The following is an 18166-nucleotide window of genomic DNA, read 5'->3' on the forward strand; positions in this document are numbered from 1 at the left end:
AGTTAATGATTTGAAGCTACGTCTATTCTATCAGTAAGAGATTCACTATAGCGCTTGAATAGATAAACACATAAAGCAAAGGCTATCAGACCGATCGCACCACCAATATAACCAATTTGAGTCATCCCCAAATGAACAATAACTTGGTTACCTAACAGCGCACCAGCGCCAATACCAATATTAAAAATTCCAGAAAAAATTGACATTGCCAAGTCAGTAGCATCAGGAGATAAATCAATCACCTTAACTTGCATCCCTAAGCCAATGCACATCATCGCCATTCCCCAGAACACTGATAACATAACCAAAGACCAAACATCTCTACCTAATGGCATCAGCAATAATAAACAAATCGTCATAAATGCGATTGCTGCAGGTAAAAATGATAATGAAAACTTGCTGCTGTAACGACTAAATATTACGCTTCCGAAAATACCGGCACCACCAAAAATTAGTAGTAGTAAAGTAGCAAAATTTTGGCTTTGCAATGCAACCTCTCGGACAAAAGGTTCAATATAGCTATAAGCTGTAAAATGTGCGGTAACAGCTAAAACAGTTAATGCAAACATTCCTACAAGTGCAGGCCGTTGGAATAGCATAGGAACACTTTTTAACGAACCAGAATGTTCACTTGGTAAGCGAGGTAAAAAGCGGATCAACACAACCATAGTAAACAATGCAATGATACCAATACCTAAAAACGTCGCCCGCCAGCCTAAAAACTGCCCAACCACTCGACCAAGGGGAAGCCCTAATACTGTCGCTAAAGCGGTCCCCGTTGCTAATAACCCAAGAGCTTGGGCTTTTTTACCTGCAGGAGCAACCCGAATAGCTAAAGATGCAGTAATTGACCAAAATACCGCATGGGATAATGCAACGCCAATACGCCCTGCTATTAGAATATCAAAACTCCACGCAAACCCTGAAATAATGTGGCTAATAACAAAAATAACGAATAAAAAAGCTAATAATTTGCGACGCTCTATTTTACTGGTTAATAGCATTAAAGGTAACGACATCAAAGCCACAACCCACGCGTAGATTGTTATCATCAATCCAGTATGTGCGACCGTCATATCAAAGCTTTTTGCAATATCACTGAGTAATGCTACAGGCACAAACTCTGTTGTGTTAAAAACAAATGCAGCGACCGCTAATGCTATTACACGGATCCAAGCTGTTTTTCTAGAAACTTGCGTCATATTTCTCTTAGCCTTTACTTTCCCACAAATAACATACACAACGGTTTAATTGTGCGTAAAAATTGCTGCGAAAGGATATTGGTATTTCATACAGGATTGAGTTGTCACTAAGCAAGCTAGGTTGCTAATAACTCTTTTTATGTGAATTGTATCACATTTTTTCATTACTCATAAAGGCTCCTCTTTGCCTAATTGGCAAGAACAATATCATGTCTGCTTATTTTTATTCTCTCGACTATTCTGTTTCATTATTCGTTCAAATTTAAGTCATTTATCTGAATATTTATTACATTCAGTTATCTGAAAATACATCGCATTACTTTCTATGCTACAATCTCACTATTATTTTTTATGCTTAAAGGACCGCTTTAATGAAAAACCATTTTCCTACTGAACCTAACGTTAATACCTTAGCAGATGAAGTTACTTGCCTAAAAAACTTATTAACGCATATGCTAAAAGCTATCGGCCAAGCTGATGCAGGTAAGATTTTGGTCAAGATGCAACGTGAAGTTGCACAAATGGAAGACGAAAAACAGGCAGAAACCTATAAAAATACGTTAGAACAGATAAAAACAGCGTATCGCCAATAGATTATTTAGCGATAAATGCTATTTTAAGGATATACATGCTATAAAGTGGTTTAAACTGCACAAATAACTAAGTTTTAATCATGAAAATCATCTATCTTTGTTCATGAATTAAACCATTCTTTATTCATTTAGCTCCCCCTTCAGAACCCTATGAAGGGGGCTTTTTTTTCTACAACTTATGTATTATTCCGTTTATAAATATCTTGGCAATGCTGAATATATTCATCGACTGTTGTATCGTCGGTTTGCTTATCCCAACTTTTCTGTTCTTCAAAAGCCCACACTTCAAACGTTTGCCCAAAGTTAGCGCCTGACATACCAACTTGCTTATAAATCCGATGGTAAAAACCTTGCTCAGAACGGTAGATCTCAAATTTAAACGGAACTAACCTAGCGGGATTTGTCGTTGTCAAAAAATCATTACCAAACAATAACGTTTTCTCCAGAATATCCATTCTATCCCCTTGTTTAATTTATAAAATACGCATGGTTTACAACTTCTCTTCTAAGCATAGCGCATTTAACGCCATCCCGTAATTTTACCTATAAAAATAGATGATTTATATATTACCTATCGATAGGCTTGATGAATGAGAGGAGAGATATTAATGAAATAATAAGCTTCACTATTAAAATGAAGCTTATTATCAATAGATTATGATTTATTGTCGTACAACTGTTTTGCCATATCAATGCTGTCTGCGTTCACATCTTTTATATGGTCACGTGTTAACCGATAAACAACAGGGCTTAAAAGTAACAAGGCAATCAAATTAGGGATCGCCATCATGGCATTTAGTGTATCTGCCAACAACCAAACAAAATCAAGTGATTGTGTTGCGCCGATAGGTAAAGCAATCAGCCATAAAACTCTGTACGGCTTTATTGCTCGCAACCCAAATAAATATTGCACACATTTTTCGCCATAAAAGCTCCAACCCAGAATAGTGGTAAATGCAAACACGGCTAATGCGATAGCAACAATATAATTTCCACCGGGAATTGCCGTTTGGAATGATGATGCGGTTAATGTCGCGCCTGTTTCACTGGTCAGCCAACCACCAGTAATAATGATAGTTAACCCTGTGACAGAGCACACAATGATAGTGTCAATAAATGTCCCTAACATCGCAATGAGTCCTTGGCGAATAGGGTTTTGTGTTTTTGCAGCGGCATGGGCGATAGGTGCACTCCCCAAACCTGCTTCATTGGAAAATACGCCTCGTGCAACCCCAAAGCGTATTGCAGCCCATACAGCAGCCCCCGCAAACCCACCTTGAGCAGCAACAGGGTTAAAAGCCGAGGTAACAACCAGAGAAAGTGCCGCAGGGATCTCAGTAAAATAAATACCAAGCACAATGACCCCCGCGCCAAAATAGGCAACAGTCATAAATGGGACAAGTTTTCCTGCAACATCAGAAATACGTCGCAGCCCACCAATCAATACCGCACCAACTAATAAAACTAAAGCCCCTGCGGTCAACCATTTATGCACACCAAAGTTACTTTCTAGCACATCTGCCACTGAGTTCGCTTGTACCGTATTGCCGATACCAAAACTGGCACATGCACCGAAGAAGGCAAACAGTGTTCCCAGCCAAATCCATTTAGGGCCTAATCCATTTTTAATGTAGTACATTGGGCCACCAATATATTGGCCATATTTATCGACTTCACGAAAACGGACAGCTAACACCGCCTCAGAGTATTTTGTTGCCATTCCTACCAATGCCGTCATCCACATCCAGAATAACGCTCCCGGCCCTCCCATGACCACTGCGGTTGCAACTCCGGCAATATTCCCTGTACCAATCGTTGCCGATAACGCTGTCATTAATGCATTAAAAGGTGATATTTGTCCCTCACCGCGTGATTCATTCTTTTGAAACAATAACTTAAAACCTGTCCCAATTTTTCTTATCGGTAAAAATGCAAGCCGGATTTGCATATAAATACCAACGCCTAAGATCCCAACCAGCATTGGTACTCCCCAAACCACTCCATTTAGTTCACTTAACCACGTAGTTATCAAATCCATCCTACCCCCAATTAATTCATATTAATTAACAAAACAATCGAATTCATAACAATTCCTTATCAATCTAATAAAGATTAAAAGTAAAATAAAAGCGAACAAATTTTCAGTAATTCATCATTTAAAATAAAAGATTGTGAGTAAGCTCACTTGTGATTTATCGATTACAGTTATTAATACAATTTATTGCGAGTCAGAATTAGAATTGAGTTTGTTAGCTATGAATGGGTATTTTGAGGGAGCATATTTATCATATTGTATAGATAAAAAATGCCCAGTAATTAAATTATTACTGGGCAGATACTAAAATCGTTGTCTATTTAAAGCTAACTTTAGACTATTATTTAGGCTATTTTAAATATTCACCTGAGCGCAATGCTTCAATACGTTTGTCTAATGGTGGGTGTGATAAAAATAATTCACTGAATGCTTTACCACGACCATTGATGCAAAACGCCATCAAACGGCCTTCTTCTTGTGGCTCATAGCTCGTTTTCAACCGTTGCAATGCAGCTATCATCTTTTCACGGCCGACTAATTTTGCAGAACCTGCGTCCGCATGGAACTCACGATAACGAGAGAACCACATAGTAATGATGCTTGCCAAAATACCGAAGACGATTTCAAGTACCATGGAAACCGCAAAATAAACCATTGGGTTACCATTACTACTTTCACTTTCGTTATCACTGTTGGACATAAAGCCTGCCGCAACCTGTGCGATAATACGTGAAATAAAGATGACGAACGTGTTCACCACACCTTGTAATAAGGTCATCGTCACCATGTCACCATTCGCGATGTGGCTAATTTCATGAGCGATAACAGCTTCCGCCTCATCACGACTCATATTTTCTAATAGCCCAGTACTTACTGCAACAAGCGAAGCATCACGGCGAGCCCCTGTTGCAAACGCGTTAATATCTGGAGCATGATAAATAGCCACTTGTGGCATCTGAATTCCAACTTGTTTTGCTTGACGCTCAACAGTTGATACTAACCACTGTTCTGTTTGGTTACGTGGAGTTTCAATAACCTCACCACCCACTGATTTTAGAGCCATCCATTTGGACATCAGTAGTGATATGAAAGCACCACCAAAACCAAATAGGCCAGCCATGATCATGAGGCCTTGGACACTACTACCTCTGATCCCAGTTAAGCTTAGGATTATCCCAAACACAAACATAACCGCTAAGTTTGTGAGTAAGAATAAAGCAATTCTCATCATTTTTTATGTATTCCTTGGTAAAAACAAATATACGTAGAATTTACTTTATAAATAAGGTTTTTTCACACTTTTTCAAGTGCATTAACGCGAAAACCCTAAAAAATAACATAACTTTACATAGCTGCGTTCAAAACTCATCATTATGCTCTAAATAAATGATAACTTCTTTAGTAAGAATTTAACCATTTGTTTTTAAAGGCTCATTTTGTAACCATTTAAATTCAAAGCTATTTGTAATTGAAACGATAAAGCTAGTTAGCCAATCACCAAAAACAATTTAGTGTATTTATCTATATTATCACTCACATTGTTTGCCAAATGAATGAATATTTACTTTTACTTCCACTCTATTAAAAAATAATGCCACATTAAGTGGCACTATTCTGTTCTATCGCTGTCTGTTGTTTAGTTCTCGCGCTAATTAGTTTTCTCTTTAGTCGATTTTGTTGATTTCTCTTTTGCTGTCTTAGCTGTTTCTTTATCTTTGGCTTTAGACGCTTTTTCTTTTACCGCTTTTGCTGATTCTTTATCTGCCGCTTTGCTAGCTTTCTCTTTCACTGCTTTTGCTGGCTCTTTATCTGTCGTTTTGCTAGCTTTCTCTTTCACTGCTTTTGCTGGCTCTTTATCTGCCGTTTTGCTAGCTTTTTCTTTCACCGCTTTTACTGATTCTTTATCTGTCGCTTTGCTAGCTTTTTCTTTCACCGCTTTTGCTGATTCTTTATCTGTCGTTTTAGCGGCTTTTTCTTTTACTATCTTAGCTGTATCTGATGCTTTATCACTGGCTTTGCTTGCTTTATCAGAGGCTGTTTTACTGGCTTTATCACTCGTGCTCTTTATTGAGTCAGAAACCGATGGTTTACTTGATTGTTTAGCAACACCTGCACCAATCGAAGCACCAGCCGCTTTCGCTTTGCTGTTAATATCATTTTTTAATTCTATGGTACACACTTGCTCTGAGCGACTTGTTGAACCATCATTACAAATAAATTTACCATCTTCACAGCGATCTATTCCCCCTTTACTTCCAGAACATGGGTAATTTCTTGCATTCGCTGTATTAATAGATGCAATCATCATTACACTAACTGCCATTAATCCTACAAATAATTTACGCATGGTATTGTCTCGTTGTTAAGGAAAGCTATACCAAAAGTTTAGGATAAATTAAGTAAAGGTAAAGAAACCTATAATTAATCATCAATTTCAGTCAGTCGTTTTGGAAAATAAAATAAATAAAGAATAAAACTGCACTAATTTAATAGCTACTGACTAAAAACACCAAAATTAACAATAAATTAACATTTGATTTTCTATTTTCTAAGCGGATTAAGATAGCGTTAAAGAAACTCAAAAAATTAAGCCAGCTTTCGCTGGCTTAATTCCGTTAAACACTAAGAGAATATTATTTATTATTTGATAATAGCTTAGTATGTTGATTAGCTAAGTCGATCGCCATTTTCACCGTTTCATCGAGGTATGGGTCTGGCCCCTCATAATCTTTAGGCAAATCATCAATTGATTTCAATAGTGGTTTACCTTCCCGAGTATTACGTTCATTTATACGTTTCAATTTTGTCGCTTCAAGTTCTGAATCTTCTTTTTGGCGCTCTGCATAGTTGAGCGAAATAAGATTCTTACTCTCTTTGTTTACTTTATAGCGAGCAATATCTTCATCAATATAGTTGAATTCAGGGTCTTTGCTAATACGTGCCAAATGCTGAGTTTTTATTGGTGATAAATCAGAAGACACATTACCAACAGGTGTATATTTTGCCGGAGGAATACTATCCCATGGTAATGCATTGTCCTCAAAGCTTTCTCCAGTTTCAGCTGGGTCTTGGCCTGTAGGCATTATCACATCAGGGGTTACACCTTCACGTTGTGTGCTACCACCATTAACTCGGTAAAACTTCTGAATGGTATATTGGACAGAACCTAATGAAGGCCATTCTGGTTTTAGCATTTGATCGTAAACACGGCTCAAACTACGGTGCTGCTGAACAGTTCCTTTACCAAAGGTCGGTTCCCCAACAATCATCGCTCTGCCATAATCTTGCATTGCTGCAGCAAAAATCTCAGATGCGGATGCACTAAAGCGGTCGACTAAAACAACAAGAGGCCCCTTATAATAAATAACATCGTCATCATCAATATCTTGGCGAACTTGACCGTTATTATCACGAACTTGAACAATTGGCCCTTTCGGAATAAACAAACCTGATAAAGAGACCGCTTCGGTTAATGCTCCACCACCATTACCGCGTAAATCAATAACCAATGCGGAAACATTATCTTTAGCCAAGTTTTGCAATTGAGTTTTAACATCATTGGTTAAACCAACATAAAAACCAGGAATATCTAAAACAGCAACTTTATCTTTACCTTGCTGTTTAATCGTCAGTTTGACTGCTCGGTCTTCCAGTCGGATCTGCTCCCGAACTATGGTGACAATATGAGGTTTCGCCCCTTTAGTATCAGAAACGACTTCTAACCGAACTTTACTTCCTTTCGGGCCTTTAATTAAAGCAACCACATCATCAAGGCGCCAGCCAACCACATCAACAATAGGTTTACCCGTTTGGCCAACACCGATAATTTTATCGCCGACTTTTAGCTCTTTACTTTTAGCAGCTGGCCCCCCAGCAACTAATGAGTTAATAACCGTATTTTCGTCATCTTGCTGTAATACCGCACCAATTCCTTCTAATGATAAGCTCATTTCTGAATTAAATTGTTCAGTATTACGAGGCGACAGATAACTTGTGTGTGGATCAATTTCACGAGCGAAAGAGTTAACTATCAATTGAAAAACGTCTTCACTTTGCGCTTGCGTTAAACGCCGCAACGCAAAATTATAGCGTTTTGTCAGTTTCTCTTTGATTTCTTTATCATCTTTACCTGATAGTTTTAAATTCAACCAATCATAACGCACTTTTTGGTCCCATAGACGATCAAGCTCTTGCTTATCTTTAGGCCATGGTGATTTTGAACGGTCAACTTCAATAGAATCAGTCGCATTTAAATCGATGGGTTGCTCTAAACGAGCCAATGCATATTTAAAGCGCTCGAAACGTCTTTCCTGAGACAGGTTATACAGGTCATAGAACGTATCTAATTTGCCATCCTCAAGCCACTGACCCACTTTGCCTTTATCTTTGGCGTATTGGTCAATATCGGATTGAAGTAAAACATTATGACCGAAATCTAACATATTGAGATAACGATCAAATATCTTCCCAGAAAACGCATTGTCTAAATCGAATTGGCGATAATGTGAGCGAGTAAACCGAGAGGTGACCCTTTCACTCACAGTACCGTGCTGTGCACTCTGTTTTAAGACAGGTAACTGAGCCGCAGTGACCGGAGCCACTGCTTGAGTATTAGCTATTGCACTGCCAAAAGTCGCTAGACTTACCACCAATGCAATTTTAAGAAGTTTGTTCATGACCTGATTGACCTCCGTATCAGAACTTTAAATGTTCCGCGCGTACAATCATTGCCAGCCCTGTTGGCAATTGAACCCTAACACCATCTTTCGCAATTTCCAGCACAGAGGCGTCCATCACACTGGTACCGACTTTCACTTTCAAAGTTTGACCAATTTGAAGGGTATTGATATCAGTGACTGATTTCAGATTTTGCTCTGGCGCAGGTGTATTACGACGAGGGGCTTTAGCAGATGTATTTTGCGAGCGTTCTTTATTATCTGACGGACGGCGACGAGGCGTTTTTTCTTTAGCTGCATCTTGATTACGAGGGGTTTTCTCACTCGCTTTTTTCGCTGCTGGACGTTTTTGTGCTTTTTGTTCAGCACGTTGTGCTTGAACGCGAGCTTTAGCCTCGGCTAATTGTTGGCGCGCATGAGCAATATGTTCTGCATCTAATTCACCACAATCTTCACCATTTAAGTCAACGCGTTTAGCGCCCTCTTTAACACCGTAGAGATAACGCCAGCTAGAAGTATACATGCGTAACGCAGAACGTAATTGCGTTTTGCTAATACCATCTTCTTCTTTTAAGCATCCTACGATATCTTGAAAAATTCCGACTTTTAACGGACGTGCTTCGCCTTCAGCGATAAAACAGCGAGGAAAACGCTCTGCTAGAAATGCGATAACTTCTTTACTACTATTCAACTTAGGTTGATTTTCCATGAAATTTCCTGATAACAACGATTTTGCCAACCTCACGGGCATGAACAAGCCGACATTATAATCGTGTTGCTGACAATTGCCACGTTACTATTAATTTAACTGACCATTATTTAGTGATATTTAGGCATAGAACACATTGCCAGATGTTGGCACAACTGGTTTACAAGGTGTTGTAGCCCTTTTTCGTCTTCTTGGTCGAATTGGCTAATATTTGGGCTATCAATATCTAAAACCCCGATAATTTGCCCACTAACTACCAAAGGGAACACAATTTCAGCGTTACTTGCTGCATCACAGGCAATATGACCTGGGAAGGCATGAACATCTTCTATACGCTGAACTTGGTTATTACTAAAAGCTGTACCACAAACGCCTTTACCAAAAGGAATTCGAACACACGCAACTTTACCTTGGAAAGGACCCAGAACTAATTCTTGCCCATTACTGAGATAAAAACCAGCCCAGTTAACCCCTTCTAAATATTCATATAATAATGCACTGGTATTTGCTAAAGTTGCAATTAAATCATACTCACCTGCAAGTAATGCAGAAGATTGTCCGAAAGTTCAAGATAATACTTCTTTTTATCCATAATTATTTCTTGTAATAATCAAGCAATTAATCGAATGTTTGTAAGCGTAGCCCTAAGGTTACCAATTTGTCACTTTGAGGTAAATTTTTTTACACTAGATTACATCTAGGTAACCACCTAAAATGAGTCAATATGAACTACATTAACCACACTGATTTGCTTTTTCAACGTTGTAATCATTGCAATCAGAAGCTACTAACCCCTCGAGCCAACGTACGACAAGTCGTTGTTTGTCCTCGCTGTTCTAGTCAACTTAATGATGGACGTTCTTGGTCACTCAACCGTTTATCAATACTGGCTATCACATTACTGATGCTTGCTCCCATTGCTTTTTGGCAACCCCTTATTTCTATTCATTTATTAGGAAGCCAAATTAATGCAAATGTCATTGAAGGTATACGCTTAATTAATCAACAAGGGGATCCATTTACTGCCAGTATAGTGGCTTTTTGTGCTATTGCAGCCCCCTTATTATTACCAATTTTAATTTTATTGTTATCTATTGGTCAGCATATCAATTTGAATCTCCGGCCTATTCTTTTAGTGTTAAGCCACATCAAAGAATGGGTTATGTTAGATGTTTACCTAATAGCATTGGGTATTGCCGCCATTAAAATGCAAGATTACGCAAGTGTATTCATTGGGCATGGCTTAGTGGCTTTTATTACTATGTCTATTCTCAGTTTATTAATTCTCATCCACATAAACCTAGATGAGTTATGGCAAAAATTTTATCCCATCAATAATAAAAAAGTACAAGATAACTCGCTAACTTGCACGGCTTGCCATTACACTGGGCCCGCAAATTGGAATGGGAAATGCAAACGATGTCATCGCCCTCTTCATTATCGGGAACCTTATAGCTTACAAAAAACTTGGGCCGCACTAATTGCTGCCATGGTGTTATTGTTTCCTGCTAATTTAATGCCAATCTCTATTTTTTATCTCAATGGACAGCGCTTAGAAGACACCATTTATTCTGGGGTTGTCTCTTTAATTGATTCAGGTAACTGGCCAATCGCAGTTATTGTATTCATCGCCAGTATACTGGTTCCATTTATTAAGATTATTATTATGATATTGCTACTGTTTTCTATCCATTTAAAAAGCAATACTGACCCTATTTTACGTATGAAATTACTTAGGTTTGTTTCGTGGATTGGTCGTTGGTCAATGCTAGATTTATTTGTCATCGCCTTGATGATGACACTCGTTAACCGTGATCAACTCATGTCTTTTACTATGGGGCCAGCCGCACTGTATTTTGGTTCAGCCGTTATTTTAACAATTTTGGCTGTTGAGTGGTTAGATAGCCGTTTAATTTGGGATTCTTATGGAAAATCAAAACCTACAAAATGAACCCTCTGAAGAAATATCAGAAGCCATATTACGCAAACGCAGGCAAATTTCGCCTTTCTGGCTATTGCCTTTAGTCGCTATTTTCATTGCAGGCTGGCTTTTGTTTCAACATTGGGCTGAACGAGGAACGGATATCACTATTGAGTTTACATCCGCACCTGGAGTCGTCGCCAATAGAACGCCTATCCGGTATCAAGGGGTTGAAGTAGGTTTAGTACAATCCGTTGCTATCAGTAAAAATATGAAAACCATCATTGTCACTGCTAGTGTGAATAAAGATATGCGGCCAGCCTTAAATTCAGGGACTAAATTTTGGTTAGTGACCCCCAAAGCATCGTTAGCGGGTGTTTCTGGTCTTGATGCTTTAGTTGGTGGAAATTACATTGGTATGTTACCAAGCACAGGCACAGAACAGTTCTCTTTTGTTGCACAAGACACACCACCGCAGCTAGACATTGATAAAGGTGAATTACTTATTCACCTGACTGCTCCAGATTTAGGCTCACTGAATGAAAACTCGCCTATTTATTACCGGAAAGTCCCTGTTGGTTATATTTCAGACTACACCATTTTGCCTGATAACCAAGGGGTTTCCATTTCTGCCGTTGTCAAAAAACCTTATGTTCACTTGGTCCGTAAAGAGAGCCAGTTTTGGAATGTGTCAGGGCTACAAGGCAGCTTTGACCTTAAATCTGGCGCTAGCGTAAAAATGGAAAGCCTTTCTGCTGTTATAAATGGCGCCATTGCTTTTGATTCACCACAAGACAGCCCACAAGCAGAAGAAGGGCAAAAATTTGTCCTACAAGACAGTAAAAAAATAGCCCAAACCGCAGAACAAGATGGTAAAGACCCCCTGTTGCTAACACTTTGGGCACATGACACTTATGGCGTCGATAAAGGCCAACCTATTGTTTATAAGGGCATTCAAATTGGTGAGGTGTTACAGCGTCACTTAGCAACTGAGAAAGTAAATTTTAATATCCTGATATATGATGAGTTCCAACATCTTGTTCGAGAAGACAGCAAGTTTGTTGCTAATAGCCGAGTGGATATCCAATTAGGTCTTAATGGATTACAATTCCAAGGAGCTACTCCCCAAGAGTGGTTAGATGGTGGTATTCATCTGATAGCAGGACAAAGCCAAGAAAAACTCCCAGAAACTTTTCCTTTATATCGTAGTGATGATAATGCAAAAGCGGGTATTTTAGGGGCTTTACCACCCACAACTATCACTCTCAATACCACAACATTACCAGACATTCAGGCAGGCTCTGTTGTTCTTTATCGCCAATTTGCAGTCGGCAAAATAATTGCCATTAAACCGACCAAGGCTGGGTTTGCGATCAATGTAAATATCTCAAATGAATATCTTCACTTACTCACTGAAAACAGTGTATTTTGGGCTGAAGGTGGTGCAAAAGTTCAACTTAATGGTAATGGTTTAACCGTTCAAGCGGCACCGCTGAGCCGAGCCATTAGCGGTGCTATTAGCTTTGATAACCTGGATGGAGGTGTTGCCAATACTGCTCGCCAACACACACTTTATCCAAATGAAACCTCCGCGAAAGCAATAGGAAGCATCATTACATTAACAACATTTGATGCATCAAAACTCTCAGAAGGCATGCCTATCCGTTATTTGGGCATCAATATTGGCCAAATTGAATCATTAAAATTGTCATCTGATAAACGTGAAGTACAAGCAAAAGCCATTCTATACCCTGAATATGTCAGTGCTTTTACCCGGTTAGGAAGCCGTTTCGCAGTTGTAACACCTGAATTATCCCCTGCGGGTTTAAATAATTTAGATAGCATATTACAACCCTATATTAGTGCTGAGCCAGGACGTAATAATAAAAGCCGTTATCAATTTGAATTACAAGCTGCAAATATTACAGACTCGCGTTATCTAGACGGTTTAACTATTTACCTTGATGCGAGTGATGTCGGCTCCGTTCAAGTTGGCACGCCTATTTTATTCAGAGGCCTAGAAGTCGGTGTTGTTACAGGTCTATATTTGGGAGAGCTTTCCGATCGCGTATATGTTGCCACACGCATTGGCAAGGAATACCAATATCTCATTCGCAATAATACAGAATTTTGGCAATCTTCCGGTTTTAATTTCTCATTTGGTTTAACTGGTGGTGTCGCCAAGAGTGGGACTTTCAAACAATTTGTACGCGGTGGCATTTCCTTCGCAACCCCGCCGTCAGTGCCTTTAGCCCCAAAAGCCAAGCCTGAACAGCATTTCATCCTGAAGTTGGAACCCCCTAAAGATTACATGGGCTGGGGAACTTCTATTCCTAAAAAATAACCACTATTAGGGTGCATATTAACCACATATAGCACCCTAACCCTTCATGCGTCATAAAAATTATTTTGGAAATTAATTCCATTTATACTATGCTTAATTTCATTGGGCTGTTTATATATAGTTAAAATCAATGAATGAGGTGCAGTTATGTGTATTGTAAAATTGAAAATATCTTCCTATGAAATTAATGATGCAGTTATGGCTTCCCATAAAAGCGACACAGTGAGTATTCCATGTGATTCTGATACCGATTTTTGCATGCAGCTTGATGGCTGGGACGAGCATACAAGTATCCCTGCAACTTTAGATGAAAAGCCAGTCCTGCTCTATCGTGATCGTTATGATAAAGAAAATCACCATTGGGTGATGAAACTTGCTTAAGAATTTTGTTAGTACACTTAGGCTATTGACTAAGCATATAAGTAGGTAGGAACTGAAAAGCTGATATGAAATGAGAACTAACAAAATAATAGGCAAAAAAAGAGGCCTGGTAGATTCCGATTACCGGGCCTTGGGAAATGGCTCTGGCAGAGCCGTGCGCTAAAATTGCCATTGAGACGTAACAAAGTACACTCTAATACTAGCTTTCAATGCACGTTCTTACCATGTTTATTATCAATATTTTCACATATTATTAACACAATTTATTTCTTGATTTTATAATATTGAACTATTTGTTTAATAGGTTAAACCTATTCACCTAATCATTCAAACCTTTCAATCAATCAACTAATTGAATAACAATGATAATTTATTAATTCACCACTTCCTTTATGCTCTAATGGTTTTACTTTGCTATCAGCTTAGTTGCTAACACACAACTTTTCAGCGGCTTCTTTTATAGGTAATATTCTTTCCACAACTGTCTTGGTGCTATCGATAGGCTTAAGCAGCACATCAATAGGCTGTGCTTTAATTTCTTTTTTATTCATCAATTCAGTTGCAATATCATTTAATGGATATTGCATTAATGTCGCAGGGTTAATAACGACCAAAGCCCCATTATGACGGCACTCTAACATGACCTCCTCACGAGTAAATGGCCAATCATCTCCAAATTGTTTCTTACTCACGGATGTTAACGGTGCAGAAAAAGCAGTACTTACGGTACCAGCCAATAACAGTGTGCAAATAATGAGTTTAAATTTCATGGTAGTGCCTTATCAAACATTAAAGATATCTTCGCGTTATTATCAATTAAATATAAAAGTTTAGCTAGATTGGCTGGTAGCTTGCAAAAATCGCCACCGAAAGGATAGCCATAGTCCCTAACAGTAACTCAACCCAACTGTTAATAATTAGGGTGTTGACCCGCCCTTTTTGTTTAATAATCGGTACGATGTAATAGCGATTGATAATAGCCAATAGAAGCATTCCCCCCACTAAAATGATCTTAAACCAAAGTAGTGATTGGTATTCTGACCCTGAATAGTTTAATGGCCAGCCAGGTAAGAGCGTTATTGCACTAATGACTCCAGTAATAATAACCAGTGCAACAGAGATGTGACCATAACGCGAAAAACGCATCATGGTATTCACAATGTGTTTATCCATCCCTTCGACCATTTCTTTTTTATTGCGTAAAAATTGAATGCAAATTAAAAATGGCCACAAACCGCCAAACCAATAGGCTGAACTAATAAGATGAATGAATTGATTGATGCGGTGGAGGGTTCCGAGTAAGCCATCATGCATAGCCGCGTGCCCAATAAAAGCATGCAAACCAAGTAGGATCACTGAAAAAACCAATATGAGTTTCAATCGCAATTGGATTGGTTTTACAAATAAAACCAATAACAATAATACAGATGACAAAAGTTCCCAACGCCATACTTGACCGAATGACGTCCCTAAAACCCCTTGCCATATATCCAAATCGATACTATCTTGCCAACCATCTCCCATCAGGCCTGCTTGTGCAAGCATCCAACCAAAAGTTGTTAACACGGTAACGATGGCACAGAAGAAAATACCTTTATTCAAATAGCGGCTGAGCAAATAATTAAATGGCTCACGACTAAGTACCACTGCAAATATTGACATTCCACACATCAATATTGCAGCGATAAAATGAATAAAGCGAATAAGGGTATAAAAAGCTTCTAGTGACATATTATTTCACTGTAAAGCTATACGTTCCTTTTGTTTTGTGTCCATCGACAGAAACGACGCTCCAATTAACGTCATATTTCCCAGCAGCGAGCTTGTCTTCCACAGGGACAATCACTTTTGTATCGTTACTTGGGTCTAACGTTGCTTTACCGGTTTTCACTATTTTATTTTCAGGACCGATAATACTGACCTTAGTGAAATTAACTTCAATGCCTTCAGAAAAGCTTAATGAGATAGACTCAGGGGCTTGTTCTACTGCCGTACCTTCAGCAGGAAGTTGGTCTTTTAAGTGCGCATGTGCAAATGCCTGTTGGAACGACATACCTAAAAAAAGAACTGCGACTGCGCTAAGTTTGCGCCATGAAGATTTAATAGGGTTAATTGGCATAGTAACCTCTTAATTTGCAGGTGAATTTAGAATAATTACCAATCATTATACGGAAAACAAACCATTTTACCGCTTAAAAATGGGTTTTATCGGCCTATCCTGTGAGTTTTCACACAAAATGAAAAGAAAAAGACTTATGAACATTGAATTGCAGGATTCATGCCCATAAGCCTAGAGAGGTCTTTATGTATTACATGGAGATAAAACGATATTTCTATTTACTTACTGGCGTGTAGATTAAACATGTGTTGCCGCTGACATGTTTTTCAAATCTTTATCTAACAAGAATAGTGCCTTACCAGACTCACCCACCATATCCAGTTTATCCAGTACTGATTTAAATAATTTCTCTTCTTCGTGTTGCTCTGCAACATACCATTGTAAGAAATTAAATGTAGAATAATCTTGTGTTGTCATTGCTAAATGAGCCAATTTATTAATTTCACGAGTAATTAATTGCTCATGTTCATAAGTTTGATGAAATACATCGCTAATTGATTTGAAATCAACTGGTGGCGCTGCAATTTGCCCTAACAGGGGTAATGCCCCAGTGTCACTAAGGTAATCAAATAAACGCTGCATATGTTCCATTTCTTCTTGTGAGTGTGCTTTTAAGAACGCTGCAGCACCTTCATAGCCTTTGTCACTACACCAAGCGCTCATTTGCAAATAAAGATTTGCAGAATAAAATTCAAGGTTTAATTGTTCGTTTAATTTTTTGACCATATCTGTAGTTAACATATTTATGCCTTATCGATTAATTATTCATGAGTATATTATGCACAGTATTAAAACAATTAAAACCCTAAAACAATCTTAAAACAAAAAAATCCAATTTACTGATAATTAATAACTTTTGTTAAAAACAATAATAATCAATCTCATTATCTTTCCCTGCTTTTTCCCTTAATTACTAATATATAAATAGAGAAATTTAACTATTGTTTTTCATTATTCCAATTAAGGTATTGAGATTTTTTCTCATTATCCAGTTACAATAATGGCGTATGAATTTAACAGTAGAGATCAAATATGAGCCATAATCTTGCTTTATTGCCTAAAGATGAAATGGATAAGGTCAATGTCGACCTTTTAGCTTCCGGTGTTGCATTTAAAGAACGCTATAACATTGCCATCATTGCTGAAGCTGTTGAGCGAGAACAACCCGAGCACTTAAGGGAGTATTTCAGGGAGCGATTAGTCTACTACCGACAACTGTCGCAAAACTTTGCACGTATGCCTTATGAACCACGAAATCGCTAGTCTCACGAAGGCACAAAAGAAATGATACAAAAAAGGGATAACCTTAATGGTTACCCCTTGATTCTCAAGATTAAAAAATTTATTTCGCCGTATTATATGTCACTGTATTATTTTGGCAGTCTACCGCGACTGAATAATGTAAGTCAGATTTTGCACCACGAACAACTAACGGTACCCTGTAGCCTGTTTCCGTTTTAGTGACTTCACTATCATTGACCCATGCAACCGCTTTCTTGCCTAAAGCCGCTTTTTCATCTGTCCAGCGAGGTAAACGATTATGCATAAAATCGCTTTTCACTTGTGCTGCAATTTGTGGCTCAGTTAACGTACCACAACTGACGAAAGGCGCTGCTTTACCTTCTTCATTATTTGCGCTTAACGCAAAAGAGCTAAAAACCAGCGCACAAGTACCTAAAACTACAGCAATTTTTTGATTCGCTTCCATACCATCCTCCGATACCTATTACTAGGTAAAGATTTTTGATTAGTTTAGCGGCATATTTCAGCCTATCAGATACCAGTTATCTTCTGGTTATTATCTAGTCTTCATTGATAAATAGAATGACTTAACTAATATTAATCTATCAGGTTTATGCATGGATGTTAATAGTATGTTTACAGATTATTAATTTTCATCATCAAAACGAACATGGATTTGCTCTTTACCTTGGTGCTTCTCCCTAATTTCTTGAGCAACTAATGCAATTGCCTCACCACTACTCATACCTTCCGCCATCAATTGATGAATTTTTTCAACTGCTTCTTGCTGTTCTTGGTGATTAAGTGCTGGCATACCAGAAAACATGGTTTAAACCTCATGAATAAAAGACTAAAATCAATAGTTAACATTTTAACATCTCTTCGATTATTAAGATAAGAATATATGTTAATCTGTATTGATTCACTTGCGGAAATTTAGACTC

At 38.2% G+C, this 18166-nt stretch carries 18 protein-coding genes and 1 pseudogene; 5 read left to right on the plus strand and 14 right to left on the minus strand.

Annotation, left to right across the window (positions count from 1 at the left end; all coding sequences use genetic code 11):
* Nucleotides 1-2: 2 nt before the first annotated feature.
* Complete coding sequence (locus SJ312_RS05175; RefSeq protein ID WP_164565264.1) at nucleotides 3-1202, minus strand: sugar transporter; 1200 nt, start codon at nucleotides 1200-1202, stop codon at nucleotides 3-5.
* 371 nt (nucleotides 1203-1573) lie between these two features.
* Here SJ312_RS05175 and SJ312_RS05180 point away from each other — a divergent pair, with 371 nt between their 5' ends.
* Nucleotides 1574-1795 carry a DUF2594 family protein gene (locus SJ312_RS05180; protein WP_004253922.1) on the plus strand — a complete coding sequence of 74 codons (222 nt, stop codon included), beginning with the start codon at nucleotides 1574-1576 and terminating at the stop codon, nucleotides 1793-1795.
* A 176-nt stretch (nucleotides 1796-1971) separates the two neighbouring features.
* Here SJ312_RS05180 and SJ312_RS05185 read toward each other — a convergent pair whose 3' ends face one another.
* The 7 genes and pseudogenes from SJ312_RS05185 to SJ312_RS05215 form a co-directional block, all read right to left on the minus strand.
* A complete protein-coding gene (locus SJ312_RS05185; RefSeq protein WP_004253921.1) occupies nucleotides 1972-2250 on the minus strand; it encodes a hypothetical protein in 279 nt (92 codons plus the stop codon).
* 200 nt (nucleotides 2251-2450) lie between these two features.
* Complete coding sequence (locus SJ312_RS05190) at nucleotides 2451-3833, minus strand: alanine/glycine:cation symporter family protein (protein WP_094960510.1); 1383 nt, start codon at nucleotides 3831-3833, stop codon at nucleotides 2451-2453.
* A gap of 346 nt (nucleotides 3834-4179) precedes the next feature.
* Nucleotides 4180-5061, minus strand: a complete 882-nt coding sequence (gene htpX / locus SJ312_RS05195; protein WP_004253918.1) for a protease HtpX — start codon at nucleotides 5059-5061, stop codon at nucleotides 4180-4182.
* 417 nt (nucleotides 5062-5478) lie between these two features.
* Nucleotides 5479-6177 carry a cell envelope biogenesis protein TolA gene (locus SJ312_RS05200; RefSeq protein ID WP_094960509.1) on the minus strand — a complete coding sequence of 233 codons (699 nt, stop codon included), beginning with the start codon at nucleotides 6175-6177 and terminating at the stop codon, nucleotides 5479-5481.
* 286 nt (nucleotides 6178-6463) lie between these two features.
* Nucleotides 6464-8506 carry a carboxy terminal-processing peptidase gene (gene prc / locus SJ312_RS05205; protein WP_004253916.1) on the minus strand — a complete coding sequence of 681 codons (2043 nt, stop codon included), beginning with the start codon at nucleotides 8504-8506 and terminating at the stop codon, nucleotides 6464-6466.
* A 19-nt stretch (nucleotides 8507-8525) separates the two neighbouring features.
* Nucleotides 8526-9215 carry an RNA chaperone ProQ gene (gene proQ / locus SJ312_RS05210; protein WP_036957687.1) on the minus strand — a complete coding sequence of 230 codons (690 nt, stop codon included), beginning with the start codon at nucleotides 9213-9215 and terminating at the stop codon, nucleotides 8526-8528.
* A 110-nt stretch (nucleotides 9216-9325) separates the two neighbouring features.
* Nucleotides 9326-9807 (minus strand): annotated as a pseudogene (locus SJ312_RS05215) (GAF domain-containing protein).
* 132 nt (nucleotides 9808-9939) lie between these two features.
* Between SJ312_RS05215 and yebS the strand changes: the two are divergent.
* From yebS to SJ312_RS05230, 3 genes are all read left to right on the plus strand, one after another.
* Nucleotides 9940-11166 (plus strand): membrane integrity lipid transport subunit YebS, encoded by a 1227-nt coding sequence (gene yebS / locus SJ312_RS05220; protein WP_094960507.1) that lies wholly within the window; start codon nucleotides 9940-9942, stop codon nucleotides 11164-11166.
* Nucleotides 11141-13480, plus strand: a complete 2340-nt coding sequence (locus SJ312_RS05225; RefSeq protein ID WP_110591781.1) for a PqiB family protein — start codon at nucleotides 11141-11143, stop codon at nucleotides 13478-13480. The genes yebS and SJ312_RS05225 overlap by 26 nt, the downstream gene beginning before the upstream one ends.
* A gap of 147 nt (nucleotides 13481-13627) precedes the next feature.
* The gene (locus SJ312_RS05230; RefSeq protein ID WP_004253902.1) at nucleotides 13628-13861 is read left to right on the plus strand and encodes a DUF1480 family protein; all 234 of its coding nucleotides are present in this window, start codon (nucleotides 13628-13630) and stop codon (nucleotides 13859-13861) included.
* Nucleotides 13862-14283: 422 nt separating this feature from the next.
* Here SJ312_RS05230 and SJ312_RS05235 read toward each other — a convergent pair whose 3' ends face one another.
* The 4 genes from SJ312_RS05235 to ftnA all read right to left on the minus strand — a co-directional run bounded on the left by SJ312_RS05235 (nucleotide 14284) and on the right by ftnA (nucleotide 16721).
* Entirely contained in the window at nucleotides 14284-14631 is a 348-nt protein-coding gene (locus tag SJ312_RS05235; protein WP_004253900.1) for a YebY family protein, read from the minus strand.
* 64 nt (nucleotides 14632-14695) lie between these two features.
* The gene (gene copD / locus SJ312_RS05240; protein WP_110591782.1) at nucleotides 14696-15592 is read right to left on the minus strand and encodes a copper homeostasis membrane protein CopD; all 897 of its coding nucleotides are present in this window, start codon (nucleotides 15590-15592) and stop codon (nucleotides 14696-14698) included.
* Between the two features lies 1 nt (nucleotide 15593).
* On the minus strand, nucleotides 15594-15980 hold the full coding sequence (gene copC / locus SJ312_RS05245) for a copper homeostasis periplasmic binding protein CopC (protein ID WP_004253895.1): 387 nt from the start codon (nucleotides 15978-15980) through the stop codon (nucleotides 15594-15596).
* A 237-nt stretch (nucleotides 15981-16217) separates the two neighbouring features.
* Nucleotides 16218-16721: a non-heme ferritin gene (gene ftnA, locus SJ312_RS05250; RefSeq protein ID WP_004253892.1), complete on the minus strand. Its 504-nt coding sequence runs from the start codon at nucleotides 16719-16721 to the stop codon at nucleotides 16218-16220.
* Nucleotides 16722-17012: 291 nt separating this feature from the next.
* Between ftnA and SJ312_RS05255 the strand changes: the two genes are divergently transcribed.
* Nucleotides 17013-17243, plus strand: a complete 231-nt coding sequence (locus SJ312_RS05255) for a DNA polymerase III subunit theta (RefSeq protein ID WP_004253885.1) — start codon at nucleotides 17013-17015, stop codon at nucleotides 17241-17243.
* Between the two features lie 79 nt (nucleotides 17244-17322).
* Here SJ312_RS05255 and yebF read toward each other — a convergent pair whose 3' ends face one another.
* Both yebF and SJ312_RS05265 read right to left on the minus strand, forming a co-directional pair.
* Nucleotides 17323-17688: a protein YebF gene (gene yebF, locus SJ312_RS05260; RefSeq protein ID WP_004253880.1), complete on the minus strand. Its 366-nt coding sequence runs from the start codon at nucleotides 17686-17688 to the stop codon at nucleotides 17323-17325.
* A 180-nt stretch (nucleotides 17689-17868) separates the two neighbouring features.
* The gene (locus SJ312_RS05265; RefSeq protein ID WP_004253877.1) at nucleotides 17869-18048 is read right to left on the minus strand and encodes a YoaH family protein; all 180 of its coding nucleotides are present in this window, start codon (nucleotides 18046-18048) and stop codon (nucleotides 17869-17871) included.
* Nucleotides 18049-18166 lie beyond the last annotated feature (118 nt).

It is taken from the genome of Providencia sp. CIM-Carb-044, assembly GCF_033901115.1.
In the GTDB taxonomy this organism is placed as follows: Bacteria; Pseudomonadota; Gammaproteobacteria; order Enterobacterales; family Enterobacteriaceae; genus Providencia; species Providencia hangzhouensis.